16 protein-coding genes are annotated in these 19,797 nt (G+C 71.7%); 8 read left to right on the top strand and 8 right to left on the bottom strand.

The window, feature by feature from the left end:
* The first annotated feature begins 168 nt into the window (after positions 1 to 168).
* Complete coding sequence (locus ACFW6B_RS24385; protein WP_386598700.1) at positions 169 to 1,731, top strand: MFS transporter; 1,563 nt, start codon at positions 169 to 171, stop codon at positions 1,729 to 1,731.
* A 29-nt stretch (positions 1,732 to 1,760) separates the two neighbouring features.
* On the opposite strand, the gene ACFW6B_RS24380 is transcribed toward ACFW6B_RS24385, so the two are convergent.
* Complete coding sequence (locus ACFW6B_RS24380) at positions 1,761 to 2,402, bottom strand: TetR family transcriptional regulator (RefSeq protein ID WP_386598698.1); 642 nt, start codon at positions 2,400 to 2,402, stop codon at positions 1,761 to 1,763.
* 231 nt (positions 2,403 to 2,633) lie between these two features.
* On the opposite strand from ACFW6B_RS24380, the gene ACFW6B_RS24375 reads away from it, so the two are divergent.
* The 3 genes from ACFW6B_RS24375 to ACFW6B_RS24365 all read left to right on the top strand — a co-directional run bounded on the left by ACFW6B_RS24375 (position 2,634) and on the right by ACFW6B_RS24365 (position 6,197).
* Complete coding sequence (locus tag ACFW6B_RS24375) at positions 2,634 to 3,089, top strand: hypothetical protein (RefSeq protein ID WP_386598696.1); 456 nt, start codon at positions 2,634 to 2,636, stop codon at positions 3,087 to 3,089.
* 170 nt (positions 3,090 to 3,259) lie between these two features.
* Complete coding sequence (locus ACFW6B_RS24370; protein WP_386598694.1) at positions 3,260 to 4,450, top strand: PP2C family protein-serine/threonine phosphatase; 1,191 nt, start codon at positions 3,260 to 3,262, stop codon at positions 4,448 to 4,450.
* A gap of 91 nt (positions 4,451 to 4,541) precedes the next feature.
* The gene (locus tag ACFW6B_RS24365; protein WP_386598693.1) at positions 4,542 to 6,197 is read left to right on the top strand and encodes an FAD-dependent monooxygenase; all 1,656 of its coding nucleotides are present in this window, start codon (positions 4,542 to 4,544) and stop codon (positions 6,195 to 6,197) included.
* Between the two features lie 35 nt (positions 6,198 to 6,232).
* On the opposite strand, the gene ACFW6B_RS24360 is transcribed toward ACFW6B_RS24365, so the two are convergent.
* On the bottom strand, positions 6,233 to 6,685 hold the full coding sequence (locus ACFW6B_RS24360) for a flavodoxin family protein (RefSeq protein ID WP_386598691.1): 453 nt from the start codon (positions 6,683 to 6,685) through the stop codon (positions 6,233 to 6,235).
* Between the two features lie 385 nt (positions 6,686 to 7,070).
* Here ACFW6B_RS24360 and adhE point away from each other — a divergent pair, with 385 nt between their 5' ends.
* The 3 genes from adhE to pflA all read left to right on the top strand — a co-directional run bounded on the left by adhE (position 7,071) and on the right by pflA (position 12,970).
* Positions 7,071 to 9,758 (top strand): bifunctional acetaldehyde-CoA/alcohol dehydrogenase, encoded by a 2,688-nt coding sequence (gene adhE, locus ACFW6B_RS24355; protein WP_386598689.1) that lies wholly within the window; start codon positions 7,071 to 7,073, stop codon positions 9,756 to 9,758.
* Between the two features lie 52 nt (positions 9,759 to 9,810).
* The gene (pflB, locus tag ACFW6B_RS24350) at positions 9,811 to 12,075 is read left to right on the top strand and encodes a formate C-acetyltransferase (protein ID WP_386598687.1); all 2,265 of its coding nucleotides are present in this window, start codon (positions 9,811 to 9,813) and stop codon (positions 12,073 to 12,075) included.
* Between the two features lie 67 nt (positions 12,076 to 12,142).
* The gene (gene pflA, locus ACFW6B_RS24345) at positions 12,143 to 12,970 is read left to right on the top strand and encodes a pyruvate formate-lyase-activating protein (protein WP_386598685.1); all 828 of its coding nucleotides are present in this window, start codon (positions 12,143 to 12,145) and stop codon (positions 12,968 to 12,970) included.
* A 67-nt stretch (positions 12,971 to 13,037) separates the two neighbouring features.
* Here the strand turns inward: pflA and ACFW6B_RS24340 are convergent, their stop codons facing one another.
* From ACFW6B_RS24340 to ACFW6B_RS24330, 3 genes are all read right to left on the bottom strand, one after another.
* On the bottom strand, positions 13,038 to 13,631 hold the full coding sequence (locus tag ACFW6B_RS24340) for a uridine kinase (RefSeq protein WP_386598683.1): 594 nt from the start codon (positions 13,629 to 13,631) through the stop codon (positions 13,038 to 13,040).
* A 132-nt stretch (positions 13,632 to 13,763) separates the two neighbouring features.
* Positions 13,764 to 14,195 carry a hypothetical protein gene (locus tag ACFW6B_RS24335; RefSeq protein ID WP_326789845.1) on the bottom strand — a complete coding sequence of 144 codons (432 nt, stop codon included), beginning with the start codon at positions 14,193 to 14,195 and terminating at the stop codon, positions 13,764 to 13,766.
* Between the two features lie 242 nt (positions 14,196 to 14,437).
* Positions 14,438 to 16,525 (bottom strand): DUF1996 domain-containing protein, encoded by a 2,088-nt coding sequence (locus ACFW6B_RS24330; RefSeq protein ID WP_386598680.1) that lies wholly within the window; start codon positions 16,523 to 16,525, stop codon positions 14,438 to 14,440.
* Positions 16,526 to 16,803: 278 nt separating this feature from the next.
* Here ACFW6B_RS24330 and ACFW6B_RS24325 point away from each other — a divergent pair, with 278 nt between their 5' ends.
* Positions 16,804 to 18,033 (top strand): PP2C family protein-serine/threonine phosphatase, encoded by a 1,230-nt coding sequence (locus tag ACFW6B_RS24325; RefSeq protein WP_386598678.1) that lies wholly within the window; start codon positions 16,804 to 16,806, stop codon positions 18,031 to 18,033.
* A gap of 18 nt (positions 18,034 to 18,051) precedes the next feature.
* Here ACFW6B_RS24325 and ACFW6B_RS24320 read toward each other — a convergent pair whose 3' ends face one another.
* The 3 genes from ACFW6B_RS24320 to ACFW6B_RS24310 all read right to left on the bottom strand — a co-directional run bounded on the left by ACFW6B_RS24320 (position 18,052) and on the right by ACFW6B_RS24310 (position 19,650).
* A complete protein-coding gene (locus ACFW6B_RS24320; RefSeq protein WP_386598676.1) occupies positions 18,052 to 18,729 on the bottom strand; it encodes a hypothetical protein in 678 nt (225 codons plus the stop codon).
* A 204-nt stretch (positions 18,730 to 18,933) separates the two neighbouring features.
* On the bottom strand, positions 18,934 to 19,314 hold the full coding sequence (locus tag ACFW6B_RS24315) for a hypothetical protein (protein ID WP_386598674.1): 381 nt from the start codon (positions 19,312 to 19,314) through the stop codon (positions 18,934 to 18,936).
* A 51-nt stretch (positions 19,315 to 19,365) separates the two neighbouring features.
* Positions 19,366 to 19,650 (bottom strand): PadR family transcriptional regulator, encoded by a 285-nt coding sequence (locus ACFW6B_RS24310; protein ID WP_386598673.1) that lies wholly within the window; start codon positions 19,648 to 19,650, stop codon positions 19,366 to 19,368.
* Positions 19,651 to 19,797 lie beyond the last annotated feature (147 nt).

Raw genomic sequence — 19,797 nt, 5'->3', positions numbered from 1 at the left:
GCGCTTTCGTCCGGCTCGGCGCCGATGGACCGCGCCCGTACGCGGCCCCTCGGTGCCGGCCGAGGGGCCGCGCCCCTAATTCATCAACGTGGAAATCGCATGGCGGACTCCCGACTCTGGGTCCAGGCGCCGGGAACCCCCGGACCGCTCGGACGAAGGACGGAGCCCATGCCCTCCACCCGCATTCCCGCCGCCGGTTCCGCACCGGCCGTACGGCACGACCTGGTCCTGGTGGTCACCTGTGTCGCCCTCGGCACGGTGGTCGCCGCCATGGCCTCGCTCAATGTGGCGCTGCCCGATGTCGCCCGTGGAACGCACGCCACGCAGACGCAGTTGTCCTGGATCATCGACTCCTACGGCCTGGTCTTCGCGTCGCTGCTGCTGCCGGCCGGCGCCCTGGGCGACCGTTTCGGCCGCAGGCGGGCCCTGCTCGCGGGACTGGCCGTCTTCGGTGCCGGGTCCGCCGCCGCCGCGCTGACGACCGAGCCGTCGGCGCTCATCGCGCTGAGGGGCGTCCTCGGTGTCGGTGCGGCGCTGGTCATGCCGGCCACGCTGTCGACCATCACCAGCACGTTCCCGCGTGCCCAGCGGGCCAGGGCGGTGAGCGTCTGGGCCGCGGTCGCCGGAGCCAGTGCCCTGGTGGGCCTGTTCGCCTCCGGGGCCCTGCTGGAAGGCTGGTCATGGCGCTCGGTGTTCCTGCTGAACGTCGCCCTGGCCCTGGTCGCCCTCGTCGGAACGCTGCTGTTCGTGCCCGAGTCCGCGGAACCGCGGCAGCCGCGGCTCGACGTCGGCGGTGCCCTCCTCGCCGTGGCGGGCCTGGTCACGCTGGTCTACTCGGTCATCGAGGCGCCGGCCCGCGGGTGGACCGACCCGGTCACGCTCGCCGGGACCGGGCTGGGACTGGCCGTGCTGACGGGATTCGTCCTCTTCGAGCTGCGCCGTGAGAACCCGCTGCTCGACCCCCGGCTGTTCCGCGACCGCCACTTCGCCGCGGGCTCGCTGTCGATCATGCTCCAGTTCTTCGTGTTCTTCGGGTTCGTCTTCGTGATGATGCAGTACCTGCAGCTGGTGCGGGGCTACAGCGCCCTGATGGCGGCGACCGCCATGCTGCCCATGGCCGTGACCATGGTGCCGGTCTCCCGCGCCGCCCCGGTGCTGGCCGGCCGGTTCGGGTTCCGGGGCCCCTGGGTGGCCGGTCTCGCCGGTGTCGCGACGGGCATGGGGATCCTCTCCCGGGTCGACGCGTCCAGCCCGTACTGGCTCGTCGCCACCGGACTCGTACCGCTGGGCGCGGGAATGGGCCTGGCCATGACACCGGCCACGACCTCCATCACGGACGCCCTGCCGCGCTCGCTGCAGAACGTCGGCTCGGCCGTGAACGACCTGGCGCGCGAGCTCGGCGGCGCCCTGGGGATCGCCGTCCTCGGCAGCCTGCTCGGCGCCGCCTACCGCGACCACCTGGACCTGACCGGTGTGCCGCGGCAGGTCGCGGACACCGTACGCTCCTCACCGGCCGCCGCCCACGCCATCGGCGGCCCGGTCTCGGACCGGGCGACGACCGCCTTCGTCGACGGCATGCACCTGGCGCTCCTCGGCGCCACCGGGACCGCCGTGCTCGCCACCGTCGCCGTCGCGGTCCTGCTGCGCTCCGCCCCGCGGCCGGAGGGGTCCGCCGAGGAACCCGGGGTGCCGGACACCGCCGGCGCGCGGGAGCAGCCCTCGTACCTCTGACGACGGAGCCGGAACGCGACGGTGGCGGATCAGGGGCGCGGTGCCGGTCGCCGTGCCCGCCCCGCGGGGTGGCCGGGGCCGCGCAGGGCCTGCCGCAGTTGCGGGCTCACGAAACGGACCAGTTCGTCCGCCGTCATGGAGACGACCGGCTCCAGGCGCAGCAGATAGCGGGTGGTGATCAGCCCCGCGACCACGGTGGTGAACGCGGCGGCGCGCTGCCGGGCGTCCCGGCCCGGCACCAGGCCCGCGATCCGGTCGACGATCTCGCGCTCGACCGCCTCCTTCACCAGGGCGCCGAAGGAGTCGTCCTCGATCGCGGTCTTCAGCATCGCGATCAGGGGCGGGCCCGTCACGGGATCGTCCCAGACGGCGACGACCTGGCGGACGACCCGTTCGGGGACGGTGGTGAGGTCCCCTTCCTCCACGACCCGCGCGAGGAGTTCGGCCGGGTTCGCGCCCAGCGCCAGGGCGGCGCCGAACAGGCCCTTCTTGGAGCCGAAGTAGTAGCTGATCAGAGCGAGATCGACCCCGGCCTCACCGGCGACGGACCGGAGGGTCACCGTGTGATAGCCGTCCTCCAGGAAGCGGCGCCTGGCCACGTCCAGGATCGCGGCCCGGGTGTCCGGGCCTCCCGGCCTGCGTCCGCGCCGCGAGGCGGGTTCATCCGTCACGGACGAACTCTACGAGGGCTACGGGTTCCACGGCGCCGGCGGGCTCCACGGCGGCGGTGAGCGGCGGCACGGCGTGTTCCGATGCGTCACCCGGTGTACCGATGTCAGCCTCTTCTCACGAAATGGCATCGTTAATCCGTATGAGTGGTACATCACACATCGAGACCGTAGCGTCGGGGCAGAGCCGGCCCGCCGGCGGCCACACGACAGAGCGTCCCGCACGGAGCTGATATGCGCACAAACTCGATCCGGACCGCGTTCACCGTCGGCGCGGCCGCGTCGCTCGCAGCGGTGATGGGTACCGCTTCCGCCGCGCCCGCGGCCCCGCACGCCGCACGGCCGCGGCAGGCGCCCCCCGTACTGGTGGACTGCTTCTGGCACCCGGACGTGCGCCCCGCCGAGTTCGTCCTGGCCTGCGGCGACGGCAACAGCCGCCTCGTCTCGCTCCACTGGTCGCACTGGAACCAGAAGTCCGCGGTCGCCCGCGGCGTGAACATGGTGAACGACTGCAAGCCGTACTGCGCGGCGGGCAAATTCCACTCGTACCCGGTCGTCGTGCGGCTGGACCACCCCCAGCCGTGGAAGAAGAAGCCGCAACTGCAGCACTACACGCGGATGACGCTGGTCTACACCCACGACCACCCCGACGGATACGCGCAGAAGGTCAGCTACCCGCTGTGGAACTGACGCCGGTCCCGCACGGACCCGGCATCGCGCGCTGACGGCCCCGCCCGAGGCCGCCCCAAGGGGTCGCCCCGGCGACCGACACTCGCGTCGGACTCGCCGACGCCGGACACCGTACGGAACCCCGCAGCCACAGAAACAGGTACAAAATGGGGCACGTGGGTATCCGGCGCATGTCAGTGGACCGTCTCGTCGCACAACCGTCGGGTCGCGGTCTGGTGGCGGTCCCGCTCGCGCTGATCGTCGTGATCACCGTGGTGGACGTCCACTCCCCCACCGACGTCCACCTCGGCCCCCTGCTGGTCATCGCGCCGACCCTCACGGCCTCGCTGGCGGGCCCCGTGCTGACGGCCCTGGTCGGCGTCCTGGCCATCGCCGCCCAGGTGGTCATCGCCGTCCTGCACGGCGGACTCGGCACCACCAATCACATCGCGCAGCTCATCGCCCTCGTGGTGCTCTCCGCCCTGGTCGTGTTCGTGTGTCATCTGAGGGAGCGGCGCGCCCGGGAGCTGGTGCGGGCGCGCTCGGTCGCCGAGATCGCGCAGCGCGTGCTGCTGCGGCCTCCACCGCGCCGGATCGGTCCGCTGCGCGTGGCCTGGCTGTATCTGGCCGCCGAGGACGACACGCAGATCGGCGGCGACCTGTTCGCGGTCGCCCGGGCCGCCGGCGCGTCCACCCGCGTCATCATCGGGGACGTCCGGGGCAAGGGACTGGCCGCCATCGGCGAGGCCTCGGTGGTGCTGGGCGCCTTCCGCGAGGGCGCCCACCGGTACGCCACGCTGCCCGAACTGACGGCGGCCCTCGAGGTGAGCGTGTGCCGGGACCTGGACGAGGTGGCCGACACCGAGCACGACCCGGGCGAGCACTTCGTCACGGCACTCGTCCTCGACATCCCCGACGACGGCACACGGGTCGACATGATCAACTGCGGCCATCCGCCGCCCCTGCTCCTGCGTGACGGCAAGATCGACGTCCTGCACGCACAGCACCCCGTACCCCCGCTGGGCATGTGCGAGCTGCCCGCCTCCAGCCACCACACCGATACGTTCGCCTTCGAGCCCGGCGACTTCCTGCTGCTGTACACCGACGGCGTGATCGAGGCCCGCTCCCCGGAGGGCGCCTTCTACCCCCTGTCCGACCGGGTCACCGGCTTCACCGCCTCCAGCCCCGACGACCTGCTGCGCCAGATCCACGACGACCTCGTCCGGCACATCGGTGACCAGCCCGGGGACGACGCCGCCTTCCTGGTCGTCGAACGCGCTCCCGCACACCACCTCCGCCTCCCCCACCGCTCCGGGGACGGCCGTCCCCGGCTTCCCGCCGACGGACCACCGCCTCCCGCGCAGCCGTGGGCGCACGAGTGACCGTACGTGCACAAGTAGCGAGGGCGGCCGCACCCGGGCCACGATGGAGGGAGATCGACTCGACCCAGGGGGCTCGTCCAGGGAGGCTCCCGTGCCCCACACCTTCGGAACCGACGTCGTGGTGGCGGGTGCGGGCCCGGTGGGCCTCACCGCGGCCGCGGAGCTGCGCAGGCGCGGGGTCCGCTGCCGTGTCGTCGACCCGCTCCCGGCGCGGCTCCCGTACGCGAAGGCGGTGGGCATCCAGCCGCGCACGCTGGAGATCTGGGACCACATGGGCCTGACGCGCACGGTCCTGGAGGCCGCGGTACCGATGTACGGGCAGCTGTCCTACGTCGACGGCGCCGAACAGGCCCGGATCGACCTCGTCCTGCCACCCGAGGTTCCGTACGGCTTCGCGGCCCTGCCGCAGTACGAGACCGAGCGCATCCTCGACGGGTGTCTCGCACGGTTCGGTACCGGGGTGGAAAGGGGAACGGAGCTGGTCTCCTTCACCCAGGACGCCGAGGGGGTGACGGTCGCCCTGCGGTCCGTGTCCGGCGCCGAGGAAGAGGTCAGGGCGCGCTATCTGGTGGGCTGCGACGGCGCGCACAGCACCGTGCGCAAGAAGCTGGGGCTCACCTTCGAGGGGAGCGCGTTCCCCGAGGAGTACATGCTCGGCGACGTGGAGGTGGACTGGGACCTGCCGCCGGGCTACGGCGTCCGGTCCGTGCACCGCGACGGCGACGGTGGGGCGGACGACATCCTGGTGTGCATCCCGCTGCCCGGCCGGGGCCGGTACCGGATGTCGATGAGGGTCCCGCCCGAGCTCTCCGCCGCGCGGCGGAACGACGGACCGGCCGGCCCGGCCGACGGCGTCGTGCACGGCCTGGACGGGGGACACGGGCCCGCGCTCTCCGACATCCAGGCCGTGCTGGACCGGCTGTCCCCCCGGCCCACGACCGCCTCCCGCCTGCGCTGGTCCTCGGTCTTCCGCATCAGCCACCGGATCGTCGACCGCTACGGCGACGGCCGTGTCTTCGTCGCGGGCGACGCGGCGCACATCCACCCCCCGACCGGCGCCCAGGGCATGAACACGGGGATCCAGGACGCCTGGAACCTGGCCTGGAAACTCGCCCTGGCCGTCGAGGGCGGCGCGAACCCGGACCTGGCGGCGAGTTACGACGCCGAGCGGCGGCCCGTCGGGGAGGAGGTCGTCGAACGCACGGTCCGGCACGCGGCCCGGGGCGTCCAGGCCGACCCTGCCGACCCGGGGACCGTGCTGCTGCGCGAGGCACAGCTCCTCGTCGGCTACCGCGGCAGCCCGATCGTGGGCGTGGCCCCTGAGGGCCCCGGCCCCCGCCCGGGCGACCGGGCACCCGACTGCACCGGCCTCACGGCACGCATCGCCGCCTTCCCGCTGCGCCTGTACGACCTCCTGCGCGATCGCGGGCACGTCCTGCTGGTGTACGGGGACGGCGGGACGGCCGGAGAACTCGCCGAGGCGGCCGAGGAGTTCTCCGGCGGGCGGGTCTGCACCCATGTGATCCGGCCCGCCGGGACCGTCGCGGACACCTCCGGCCCGCCGGCGTACGTCGACACGCTCGGGGAGTTCGCCCGGCTCTACGGTGTCACCGGCTCCGGGGCCACGACCGCGTTCCTGGTCCGCCCGGACGGATACGTCGGCGCCCGTCTCTCGCCGCCGACGGCGGCGGAGCTGACGGCGCACCTGGCCCGCGTCTTCAGCCCGGCCGGCTCCGGCGCCCGGTAACGGCGCCCCGTCCCGTTCGGCCTCAACGGGCCGGATCATTCCATCAGTTGGGCCGCCAGGGTCGCGCCGAGCTCCCAGCACGCCTCGATGTCGGCCTTGCCCGGCTCACCGGTCACCCGCACCGCCTCGGCGGCACGGCGCCAGCCGAGGCCCGTCGTCACGGACTCGATGCCGCGCACCGCCCCCGTGACGTCACTCCCGCCGTGCACGTAGTAGCCGAAGGGGCGCGCGGCCGTCGTGTCCAGGCACGGGTAGTAGACCTGGTCGAAGAAATGCTTCAGCGCGCCCGACATGTAGCCGAGGTTGGCCGGGGTGCCGAGCACGTAGCCGTCTGCGGCCAGCACGTCCGAGGCGGTCGCCTCCAGTGCCGCCCGTCTCACCACCCTGACGCCCTCGATCTCCGGCGCCGTCGCTCCGGAGAGCACGGCTTCGAACATGGCCTGGCAGTTGGGCGAGGGCGTGTGATGCACGATCAGCAGAGTAGGCACACCCCGCACCCTGCCGCGCCGCCCGCCGCCACCGCAAGCACCACCGGGCGGAGTTGGGGACCTTGATCGAAACGGGCGCTCCCCGGCTCCCCCGCCCCGCATCCCCGGCTCCCCCGCCTCGCCCCAACTCCCCGCCCCGCCCCTCCGACTCCCCACCCCCGGCCGCCGACTCCCCGCCCCTCGCCCTTGATCGCCCGCCCGCGTCGCCGACTCCCCGCCGCACACGCGCAGGTCCGCGCGCCGACACCGTCCGTCACGTCCGGCGCACGGCCGGGAGCGGCCGCCCGCCCGGCTGCACGATCGGACGCGCGGTGCCAGGCTGGAGGTAATCCGGAGCCGCTGCAGCCTGGCTGTTTCGGTACACCGCGACCGAAGGGTGAGTCCGATGACCAGCCGAAAGAAGGACGGCCAGCAGACCTCCGACACCGGCACAGCCGCCGCACCCGCCTCCCGCCCCCAGTCGGACGGGGTCGAGCAGAACGTGGACGTGCTGGTGACCCGGGGTCTGGAGGCATTGGGCGAGTACGCCGCTTACACCCAGGAGCAGATCGACTACATAGTGAAGAAGGCCAGTCTGGCCGCGCTGGCCGAGCACACCCGGCTCGCCAAGATGGCGGTCGAGGAGACCAAGCGCGGTGTCTTCGAGGACAAGGCCGTCAAGAACATCTTCGCCTGCGAGAACATCACCCACTCGATGAAGGGCGTGAAGACCGTCGGCGTGATCCGCCGCGACGACATCGACGGGATCGTGGAGATAGCCGAACCCGTCGGAGTGGTCGCGGGCGTCACCCCGGTCACCAACCCCACGTCCACCACCATCTTCAAGTCCCTGATGGCGCTGAAGACCCGCAACCCGATCATCTTCGGCTTCCACCCGGCCGCGCAGAGCTGCTCCGCCGAGGCCGCCCGGATCGTCCGGGACGCGGCCGTGAAGGCGGGCGCCCCGGCCCACTGCGTGCAGTGGATCGACCGGCCTTCCAAGGAGGCCACCAGCGCGCTGATGAACCACCCCGGAGTGGCGTCGATCCTGGCCACGGGCGGCAACGCGATGGTCCGGGCCGCCTACAGCTGCGGCAAGCCCGCGCTGGGCGTCGGGGCCGGCAACGTGCCCGCCTACATCGAGAAGAGCGCCCAGATACGGCGTGCGGTCAACGACGTGGTCCTGTCCAAGACGTTCGACTGCGGCATGGTGTGCGCCTCGGAACAGGCCGTGATCCTCGACCGGGAGATCCGTGACGAGGCGATCGCGGAGTTCCGCAAGCTCAAGGCGTACATGGTCAACGAGCACGAGAAGGCCCTGCTGGAGTCGTACCTGTTCGGTGTCGGCGCCGAACAGCAGGGCGGGCGCAACTGCGCGGGCGCCCAGTTGAACGCCGACATCGTCGGGCAGACCGCCGTGGCCATCGCCAAGGGCGCCGGCTTCGAGGTGCCCAAGGAGACCTCGGTGATCCTGGTCGAGGCCGGCGAGGTCGGGGTCGAGGAGCCGCTGACCCGCGAGAAGCTGTGCCCCGTGCTGGCCGTGCTGACGGTGGACGGCAGGACAGAGGGCGTGCGGCTGGCCACGCAGATGGTGGAGTTCAACGGTCTGGGCCACTCCGCCGCCGTGCACACCGAGGACCCGGCCTTCGCCGAGGAGTTCGGGCACGCCGTCAAGGCCTGCCGGGTGATCTGGAACGCGCCCACCTCGCAGGGCGGGATCGGTGACGTCTACAACGCGTTCATGCCGTCCCTGACGCTGGGCTGCGGCTCGTACGGCGGCAACTCGGTCTCCGGCAACGTCACCGCGCTCAATCTGATCAACATCAAGCGGATCGGGCGGCGGAACAACAACATGCAGTGGTTCAAGATACCGCCGAAGATCTACTTCGAGCGTGATTCCATCAAGTACCTGGCCGACGTGCGCGGCTCCCGCAAGTTCGTCGTCGTCACCGACAAGACGATGGTGGAGATCGGGCACCTGGAGCGGATCCGCAACATCCTGAGCCGCCGCGACGAGATCCCCGAGATCCGGGTGATCGACAACGTCGAGCCCAACCCGAGCCTGGACACCGTGCAGAAGGGCGCCGAGATGATGCGCCACTTCGAGCCGGACACCATCATCGCGCTCGGCGGCGGCTCGCCGATGGACGCCGCCAAGGTGATGTGGCTGATGTACGAGCACCCGGAGCTGGAGTTCGCCGATCTGAAGGAGAAGTTCTTCGACATCCGCAAGCGCGCCTTCACCTTCCCCGACCTGGGGGAGAAGGCCAAGCTGGTGTGCATCCCGACCACCTCGGGCACCGGCAGCGAGGTCACCCCGTTCGCCGTCATCACCGACACCGCCACCGGGCAGAAGTACCCGCTGGCCGACTACGCGCTGACCCCGAGCGTCGCCATCTGCGACCCGGCACTCACGCTCAACCTGCCCAAGGCCGTCACCGCGGACTCCGGCTTCGACGCGCTCACGCACTGTCTGGAGACCTACGTCTCGGTGTACGCCAACGACTTCACCGACGGGCTGGCCCTGCAGGGCATCCGGCTGATCTTCGACAACCTCGAGAAGGCCGTGGTGAACGGGCCGAACGACCCCGTGGCCCGGGAACGCATGCACAACGCCGGCACGATCGCCGGCATGGCCTTCGGCTCGGCGTTCCTCGGCGTGGTGCACGCCATGGCGCACACCCTGGGCGCGACCTTCCACGTGGCCCACGGCCGCACCAACGCGCTGCTGCTGCCGCACGTGGTCCGCTACAACGGGTCGGCGCCCACGAAGGTCACGAGCTGGCCGAAGTACCACAACTACATCGCCCCCGAGCGCTACCAGGAGATCGCCCGGATGCTCGGCCTGCCGGCCGGCACTCCCGAGGAGGGTGTGGAGTCCCTCGCCCAGGCGCTGGAGGAACTGCGCGAGAAGGTCGGCATCCCGCGGTCCTTCAAGGACGTCGGGGTCGACGAGGCGGCGTTCCTGGAGGCCCTGCCCGAGCAGGCGATGAACGCCTACGAGGACCAGTGCGCGCCCGCCAACCCGAGGCTGCCGATGCTGGAGGACATGCAGGAACTGATGCGCCGCGCCTACTACGGCAACCCCGTATGAGTTCCCGCGGGAACGACGAGACCCCGATCGACCGAGAAGGAGTCGTACACCGATGACCACGCAGCAGCAGCGCCCCGTCCGCAGCGCCTGGGAGGGCTTCCGGGGAGGTCTGTGGCGGGACGAGATCAACGTACGGGACTTCATCCAGCAGAACTACACCCCGTACGAAGGTGACAGCTCCTTCCTGGCCGGTCCCACCGAGCGCACCACGGCCGTGTGGAAGAAGATCACCGATCTGTTCCCCGAGGAGCGCGCCAAGGGCGTCCTGGACGTGTCGTACGACGTCCCGTCCACCATCACAGCCCACCCGCCGGGCTACATCGACCAGGACCGGGAGCTGATCGTCGGCCTCCAGACCGACGCCCCGCTCAAGCGGGCGATCATGCCCTACGGCGGCTGGCGGATGGTGGCCGGGGCGCTGGAGACCTACGGCTACCCGGTCTCGCCCGAGCTGGAGAAGGTGTTCAGCCAGTACCGCAAGACCCACAACGCCGGGGTGTTCGACGCCTACACCCCGGACATCCGGGCCGCGCGGAAGGCCGGCATCGTCACCGGTCTGCCCGACGCCTACGGCCGGGGCCGCATCATCGGCGACTACCGCCGGGTCCCGCTGTACGGCGTGGACCGGCTGATCCAGGCCAAACAGGAGGAGAAGGCCGGCCTGGACGCCATGCCCCGCGACGCCTCGCGCCTGGAGGAGGTGATCCGCGAGCGCGAGGAGATCTCCGAGCAGATCAGGTCGCTCGGCGAGCTGAAGGAGATGGCCGCCTCCTACGGGTACGACGTCTCGGGTCCGGCGAGCAGCGGCCGCGAGGCCCTGCAGTGGCTGTACTTCGCCTACCTCGCGGCGGTGAAGGAGCAGAACGGCGCGGCGATGTCGCTCGGCCGCACCTCCACGTTCATCGACGCCTTCCTCCAGCGGGACGTCGAGGCCGGGATCCTCGACGAGAGCGCCGCGCAGGAGCTCGTCGACGACTTCATCATCAAGCTGCGGATCGTGCGGTTCCTGCGCACCCCGGAGTACGACGAGCTGTTCTCCGGCGACCCGACCTGGGTCACGGAGTCCATCGGCGGGATCGGTTCGGACGGCCGCACCCTGGTCACCCGGACCTCCTTCCGTTACCTGCAGACCCTGTACAACCTGGGTCCCGCGCCCGAGCCGAACATGACGGTGTTCTGGTCACCGGCGCTCCCGCAGGGCTTCAAGGAGTTCTGCGCGCAGGTCTCGATCGACACCTCCAGCCTGCAGTACGAGTCGGACGAACTGATGCGCCCGCGCTTCGGCGACGACACCGCCATCGCCTGCTGTGTCTCGGCGATGGAGGTCGGCAAGCAGATGCAGTTCTTCGGCGCCCGGGTCAACCTCGCCAAGACACTGCTGTACGCCATCAACGGCGGCCGGGACGAGCTGTCCGGCGCCCAGGTCGGCCCGGCCACCGGGGCGGTCACCGGCGAGACGCTGGACTACGACGAGGTGCTGGGCCGGCTCGACCTGCAGATGGAGTGGCTGGCCGAGACGTACGTCCACGCGCTCAACGTCATCCACTACATGCACGACAAGTACGCCTATGAGCGGCTGGAGATGGCACTCCACGACCGTTCCATCCGGCGCACCATGGCGTGCGGCATCGCCGGGCTCTCGGTCGCCGCGGACTCCCTGTCGGCGATCAAGTACGCCAAGGTCACCCCGGTGCGGGACAAGACGGGTCTGGCCGTGGACTTCCGGATCGAGGGCGAGTACCCGGCGTACGGCAACAACGACGAGCGGCCGGACGCGATCGCGGTGTGGCTGGTCGAGGAGTTCATGCGCAAGGTGCGCAAGCACCCCACCTACCGGGGCGCCGAGCACACCCAGTCGGTGCTCACCATCACCTCGAACGTGGTGTACGGGAAGAAGACCGGCAACACCCCCGACGGCCGCCGGGCGGGCGAGCCGTTCTCACCGGGCGCCAACCCGATGAACGGCCGTGACACCCACGGTTACGTCGCCAGCGCGCTGTCGGTGGCCAAGCTGCCGTACGAGCAGGCGGAGGACGGGGTATCGCTCACGAACACGATCACCCCCGACGCGCTGGGCCGCACCCCCGAGGACCGGATCCGCAACCTCGCGGGAGTCCTGGACGGCTTCGTCACCTCCCAGGGCTTCCACATGAACGTCAACGTGCTCAACCGGGACACGCTGATGGACGCGATGGAGCATCCGGAGAAGTACCCGCAGCTCACCGTCCGAGTCAGCGGTTACGCGGTCAACTTCGTACGGCTGACGCGCGAGCAGCAGCTCGACGTGCTGGGCCGCACCTTCCACGGGTCGCTGTAGCCGCCGGTCTCCCGGGGAGCGTGGACCGCACTCCCCGGGAGCCGCCACGCCGTCAGGAGGTTTCCTCATGAGCCTGATCCAGCCGGGGCCCGCTCTCCCGCCCATCCTCTCCGGCGGCCCCGACAGGCCGGTCGAGGAGGCCCTCCCGCAGCGTGGCACCGGGCCGGTCACCGGGTCGGTGCACTCCTGGGACCTGTCCACCGGTGTCGACGGGCCCGGCACCCGTTTCGTCGTCTTCGTCGCCGGCTGCCCGCTGGCCTGCCTGTACTGCCACAACCCCGACACCCTGCGGATGAGCAACGGCAAGCGGGCCACGACCGACGAGGTCGTCGCGGAGGTGACCAAGTACGTCCCGTTCATCCGCGCCGCGGGCGGCGGCTTCACCGTCAGCGGGGGCGAACCGATGCTCCAGCCGGACTTCGTCGGCGAGATCCTCCGCCGCTGCCACGACGACCTGGGCCTGCACACCGCCCTGGACACCTCCGGCTTCCTCGGCGCCCGCGCCACCGACGCCTTCCTGGAGAGCGTCGACCTGGTGCTCCTGGACATCAAGTCCTGGGACCGCGAGCTCTACGTACGCCTCACCAGCCGTCAGCTGGAGCCGACCCTGGTCTTCGCCCGGCGTCTGGCCGAGCTCGGCAAGGAGGTCTGGGTCCGCTTCGTCCTGATCCCGGGGCTGACCGACCCCCCGGAGAACGTGGCGGGAGTCGCCTCCTTCACGGCGTCCCTGGGCAACGTCACCCGTGTCGACATCCTGCCCTTCCACAAGCTCGGCTCCGACAAATGGGCGGGACTGGGCATGGAGTTCACCCTCGCCTCCACCCCCGTCCCGACCGCCGCCCAGATCGCCGAGGCCCGCTCCGTCTTCGCCTCGCACGGCCTGTACGCGGTGTGACCGTCCCGCGCACCGCCTCCGGTCCTGCGGCCGGAGGCGGTTTCCTTCGTGTTCCCGCAGCGGGTGTTCAGTGTCCGGGGACCACGAGATCCGCCCTCTCCCGGGGGCGGGTCGTGTTCAGGTAGTGCTCCTCGGCCAGGCGCCAGCGGGCCTCCCAGTCGAGGGGGCCGTGGTCGTCACCGCGGGCCCGCAGCCGCCGCATGGACTCCTCGGGCGGGGTGTCGACGTAGACGACGAGGTCGTAGTGGTCGGCGAGTTCGGGCCGGGCGGTGTAGACGCCCTCGACGAGGACGATGCCGTCACAGGGGACCGAGCACGCCCGGTCCGTCGTCAGGGAGCCGGTCGGCCAGTCGTAACGCCGGTAGTGCGCGTCGTGGCCGGTGGCGAGCGGGGTGAGGACCTCGTCGCGCAGCCGCTCCCAGTCGAAGTAGCGGTCGTAGCCCTGGGCGGGGGTCAGTGCGGCGCGTTCGTCCGGTTCCATCGGACGGTAGAAGTCGTCCCCGTGCACGACCACGCCGTCACCGAGCCGGGCCGCGGCCGACGCCAGGGTCGACTTGCCCGACCCGCCCATGCCGTCGACCGCGATCAGCACCGGTCCTCGGCCGGCGCGGGCGCGGGCGGCGGCCACGACGCGCTCCGCGACTGTCTGGATCTTTGTCATGAGGCGATTGTGTCGGCACGGAACGCTCCGCCCGGGCCGAATGCGCACACTCATATGTTCCGACGACCCACGATTCCGGACGGCCGGGGGCGCCCCGCCGAGAGTCACGCGCCGGTGGGCGGACCGCGAGGGTCACACGTCGGTGGGCAGACCGCTCACTTCGGCGATGCCCCGCAGTTCCTCGTCCTGGCGGTGCCGCTCTCCGATGAAGTCGGCGATCTCCTTGCACCGCTCGGGATCGTCCGCCGTGCCCGAGTCCGTGACGACCCGGACGACACCGATCTCCTCGGTCTCCAGCTCGACGATCCGGTTGTCCAGGCGTCCCGTGACGGCCACGGCGACCACGAGCGACGCCTCGTCACGGACCTCCTGCGGGACGCTCTCCGGTTCCGCGCCGTCGAGACACAGTTCGATCGCTCCCACCCTCTCCTCCCTGATCGCTTCGAGTACGGGCTCGACCATGCGCAGCAAGAGCGCGTAGTCCGCCGGAGCCATGCGCAGGCGGAGCATTTCGAGGTACAGGTCGAGGGGCCGGTCATCCGGTGCCTGCTCTGATGCGTCCATGGAGCTTCGCCTTCCCCAATGTGGACGACATGATCGCGTCTCACACCAGCATGCTGGGAATCGGCGCGCGCCGCCGGTCGAGAGGGCCGTCCGGAGCACGGCCGAGGGGGCTCCCGGCCTGTGGGAACAGGCCGGGAGCCCCCTCGAAATCGTCGTCCGGGACTCGTCCGTCAGGATTGGTCCGGCGGGTTTCGCCCGTCAGCGCTCATCCGTCGGGGGTCGCCCGCACCGGGTGGTCCGTGTCACGCGTAGGTGCGCCGGATCCGGTAGAGCACGAAGGCGCCGGCGAGCACGCAGATCCCGCCGATCACGCCCGGCCACAGGTTCGCGCCGGTCTCGGCGAGCCCGGCGTTCCCGACCGCCTGCGGCTCGATGCCCGAGGTGGCCGGCGGGTAGGACCCGGCCGCGGACGGCTGCGCGGGTGTCCCCACCTCGCCGCCCTGGTCGCCGCCCGGGGTCTCCTGCGCTCCGGCCGACGCCGTCACGTCGGACTTGGGCTCCACGGTGGCGGGAGGCGTGTCGTCTCCCGCCGGTCCGGTGCCCGGCGCCTCCTCCGAGGGCTCGGCGGTCTGGCCGCCGCCGTTGTCACCGGAGTCGTCCCCGCCCTTGCCGTCGGACGGGTCGTCCGCGGTGGGGGCCGGTTCCTCGGAAGGGTTCTCGGAGGGGTTCGGGTCGGCCTCGGAGGGGTTCGGGTCCGGCTCGGCGGTCTGCGACGGCTCGTCGGTGGCCGGCGGGTCCTCCTGCTGACCGCCGCCGTCGCCGTTGTCGCCGCCGTTGTCGCCGCCGTCGTTACCGCCGTTGTCACCGCCGCCGGCGCCCACGCCGCACTTCTTGCCGCCGTTGATGCAGTCGACCACGTCCTTCATCAGGCCGTCGTCGAAGACGTTGATGAAGTCACCGTGGTCCGTGATCGGCTTGTGGAGGTTCTCGGGGAAGGAGTCCACCGCGAACAGCGGCGACGTGCGGCCGCCGTCCTGGAGGCTCGGCGCGTCGATGTCGTAGACGATGCGCTGCACCAGCTGCGGAATGGCCTTGAAGTTGCCCGGGCAGTTGCCCTGGGCGTCCGCGAAGGCCACGTGGGTACGGTGGTTGGCGCTGTCGATGTTCGCGCCGTCCCAGCAGCTCTGGAACTTGAAGGTGCGCACGACGTCGCTGCCCTGCGGGCAGAGCGGGTACTTGTCCTTCAGCTGCCGGTCCTCGAAACCGGTGCAGCTCCAGGAGGCGTTGGCGTTCGCGGGGCCGTTGACGAACGCCTTGGCGTCGCCGGTGATGATGCGCAGCAGCCGGGGCATGGCCGTGACCTTGCTGCGCGGGTTGCCGACGAAGTTCAGCGTGACCTGCTTGGGCGTGACGATCTTTCCGGAGTTGCCCTCGGTCCCGCCGCCGGGGGCACCGGCGTCGCGTTCCTGGGTTCCGTCCTGCAGGCGCACCACGGGCCAGAAGTACGAGGACTTGTCGCCCTTGTCCTGGCAGGAGGTGTCGGCCTTGGACAGGTCCTCGTCGGTGGCGAACGCGGAGTTGGACTGGTTGCCGACGTAGTCGTGGAAGTGGTGGGCGCCGTTGGTGACACCGGGAGCCACGATCACGTTGTCCGAGTTGAACAGGCCGTTGGCGTTCACCCCGCAGCTGGAGGCGAACTCGCCCCGGGAGGCGTCCGCCTGGGGCTGCGGGTTCTGCACGTTGGGCTGGACGGACTTGATGTCCGCGTAGTCGGCCGCCACGGGGCCGTTGCCGGCCGGGGCGGCACCGCCCTGCTGGCCGTTCTGCTGACCGCCCTGGTCCTGCGGCGGAGCGCTCGCGCTCTGCGACGCGCCGCCCTGGTCCTGCGGCGCGGCACTCTGACCGGTGTCCGCCCCGGTGCCGGGCTGGTTGCCGGAGGGCCGCAGCGTGCAGGCCTCGAAACCGTCGAGTCCGCTCGGCGGGTCGCCCGCGGCGTCGATGGCGGCCACGATGCGGCCGATCGACCCGGCCCGCTTCTCCTTCAGCGGATTCATGACAGCGTCGGCGCCGCTGTCGCCGTTCTGCTGCATCTGGTCGGCCTGGGCCTGGAGTTGCCGGTAGGCCTCGGCGACCTGCTGGTCCAGAGCCGCGAGTTCTTTGTCGACGCCCTCCTTCGCGGCGTCGGGAACCGTCTTCAACTGCTCCCCTACGTCAGGGCAGTCGATGGTGGCGGAGCCGGCGGCCAGGACCTGCGCGTCCGTCGCGCCGGTCTCGCTCGCCGATGCGTAGACGTTGACTCCTACGAGTCCGCCTCCGCCCAGTATCAGTGCGAAAGCTGCAGAGGTCGCGCGGCGTGCGCCCGTTGGGCGTCTGCGCTTGTTGCGTCCCAAGGTGGTGCTCCTACGCGTCGTGGTCGGCTCGACATGGAAATCCCCCCGGCCCTATACGCACACGCGTCGCATTGTGTTCAGCAGTCTCAGAAATTCACAGCGATCCCGTACGGAGCAGTGCTGTTGCGCCGGGCGCGGACCGGTGGCCTGATGGGAACTGCACCATGGGTACGCCCTGGGCGTGGCCCCGGTCACGCCCCGGGCGGTCGGACGGGGCAGGGCGCTCGCCGCTTCCGCCGTGGGCACGGCGAGGACGGCGGCGTGAGGCGGGTGAACCGATGACGGGAGCGGAGATCGACTTCCGCGCTGTCTTCCACGCCCTGCCCGGCATGGTCGCCCTGCTCACCCCCGAGTTGGTCTTCGTGGACGCCAACGACGACTACCTCACCACCTCCGGACACACCCGGGAACAACTGGTCGGCCGGTACCTCTTCGACGTCTTCCCCGACCGGCCGGGCGACCTCGCCGCCACCGGGACGCGGGACCTGGAGGCGTCCTTGCGCCGGGTGGTGCAGGCCGGGAGGCGCGACTCCATGGCCCTGCAGCGTTACGACGTGGAGTCCCTGGAGCGGCCGGGTGTCTGGGAGGAGCGCTACTGGAGCCCGGTCAACGCCCCTGTCCTCCGGGAGGACGGCACCGTGGCGCTGGTGGTCCACCGGGTGGAGGAGGTCACCGAGTTCATCCGTGCGCGCGGCGGGCTCGAGGAGAGCGGCCGGAGCCCGGTGCTGCAGGCCGAGTTGTTCACGCGGGCCCGCGAACTCCAGGAGCTCAACGAGCGTCTGCGGCACGCCCACGCCCGCGAACGGGAGATCGCCGTCGCCCTCCAGGACGCCCTGCTGCCCTCACCGGACGAGGCGGGGCCGCACCATGCCGCCGTGCGCTACCGGCCGGCCACGAGTTCGCTGAACGTGTGCGGGGACTGGTACGACCTGGTGGCGCTGAGCGGCGGGCGGATGGCGGTCGCGGTGGGAGACGTCGTGGGCCACGGACTGTCCGCCGCCTGTGTCATGGGCCAGTTGCGCAGTGCCCTCAGCGCCGCGTCCCGCGCCTCCGACGGTCCCGCGCGGGCCCTCGAGGTCCTCGGGCTGTACGCCCGATCCGTCGAGGGCGCCGAGTCCACCACGGCGGTGACGGCCTGGATCGACTGGGGGACCCACACCATCACCTACAGCAGCGCCGGACATCCTCCGCCGGCCCTCCTGCGCGGCGACGGGGACATCGAGTTCCTGGACGGGGCGACCGACCCGCCGCTCGGGGCCCGGCCGGAGCACGTGGAGCGCCCCGAGGCAGCGACGGGCTTCACCGCGGGCGACACCCTGGTCCTGTACACCGACGGTCTGGTCGAGCGCCGCACCGAGGACATCGACGTGGGCCTCGGCCGCCTGGCCGCCGCGCTGACCGGCCACCGTGGGGCCGGGCCCGAGGACCTCGCCGACGCGCTGCTCTCGGACCTGCTCCCGCCCGACGGCGTCACCGACGACACGGCGCTGGTGATCCTCCCGCTGTGAGCCGGCCGCCGGACGGTGTCACACGGTGGCGTCCGCCGGGGCGAGGCGGTGGGAGCGGACCACGGCGAGCACGCATCCGGCGAGGAGGGCCGCGGCCAGGGCCGCCAGGGCCCGCAGCGGCCCCCCGGCCGGGGCGCGTGGCGGCATCCGCCCCTCGGGACCGTGGACCACGGCGAGCGCGTCCCCCGGCCGGGTGGTCCGCCCGCAGTCCCGCCGGACGCGGACCTCGATCGGCGCGCCGCCCCGCGCGACCGCCGGGCAGGGGCGGCGGACACCGCCCGCGCCCTCTTTCCCCTCGCCCTCGCCGGACGTGACGGCCCTGGGCACCACTCGTTCCCCGCCCGCCGACACCACGTCCGCCACAACCTGCGGGGCCTGGAGGGCGAGACAGACGCCGAGGACCGCGACGATGCCGACCAGCGCCCGCCCCGCCCGCAGGAGGACCAGGTACAGGACGAGGATCCCGGCACACACGAGCCCCGCCTCACCACTGACCAGTACGGACAGGCCGGTCCGGTCTCCCGCGGCCCCGGCGCCGACGATCGATCCGGCCCCGAGCGCCCCGACGAGGATCCCCTCCCCCACCAGGCGGGGCGGCGGCCGTCCGATGAACTCGGCGGGCCCCCACACCGCGCTCCGCAGGTACGCCGTCAGGTCCTGTTCCTGTACGGGCGAAGGACGACTCCACCGGCGCATACCCGTATCACCCCCGGCAACGTTCCTCGTCGGTCGACTCCCCGCATCCTGCCGTCCGGGCGTGGCCCGCGGCCCTGCCTCCGTCCGGAACCGATGACGTGGACGACGTTTCCGGGGGTCGGCAGCGAAGCCCGGCCACCTTGAGGACGAGGCAGAGGGCGGCACCCGAGGACCGGTCGACGGCTGCGGCGCGCCGAGCGGGGGTCACGAGACCGGTTCCGCGAGGTGGGCGGCCGGACGACCGGGGGCGGGCGTTGCCCCCGCGGCCGACGCCGTGAGCCCGTCGAGCCCCGGCGACCGTTCGAAGAGCGGTGCGGCCCCGGCCGACAGCACCGGCGCCAGGCACAGGGCCGCCCGGTGCAGGCGCCACCATCGGGACGAGGCTGTGGCGGTACGGCCCGATCCGGGTGGCCAGCGCGTCGGCCACGTACCGCGGTGAGACCACGGGGGCCAGGATCCACTCACCGAACGCGGGGGCGCGTACGGCCACAGCTCGGTCATCGCGATCGGCGCGTAGCCCACGCACACGGCCGACACGGCGATGACGGCAAGACGGCGCCAGGTGGTGCCGGTCGGACGACGCACGACGACTCCCTGCCCGTGGCCGCGACCCGGCCACCGATAGTCTCGCTTGGACTATCGAGACGGTAGGGCCGTCAGCCAGCCCCGCAGGGCCGCCCTGCCCTCGTCCGTCAGCGTCAGCACCCTGCGGTTGCGGCCGCTCTCCTGCCGTACCTGGGACAGGAGCCCGGCGTCGAGCAGACGGTCGCACTGCGCGTACACCTGCGCGTGCGGCACCGACCAGAAGGGGGCGACCGTCCGCGCCGCCTCCACCTTCACGTCGTACGCGCTGGCCTCGCCCAGCTTGTCGATGATGCCGAGGACGCGGTACGAGGCGGTGGTCAACCTGGCGTCAGCCATGGGGCGACCGTACCGGCACGCGATCACCCGGCGGCAGGTGCCGCCGGGCACGGCGGGCCCCGCCCGACGCGAAGAAGATCCGGGTGCCCGGCACAATGCGGGGTATACGGGCGATCACACGACCGACCGCACTTCAGGCCCCCGCGC

This window comes from Streptomyces sp. NPDC058751, assembly GCF_042746485.1.
Lineage (GTDB): Bacteria > Actinomycetota > Actinomycetes > Streptomycetales > Streptomycetaceae > Streptomyces.
The sequence above is the reverse complement of the archived record's forward strand: the minus strand, read 5'-3'. Positions and strand labels throughout refer to the sequence as shown.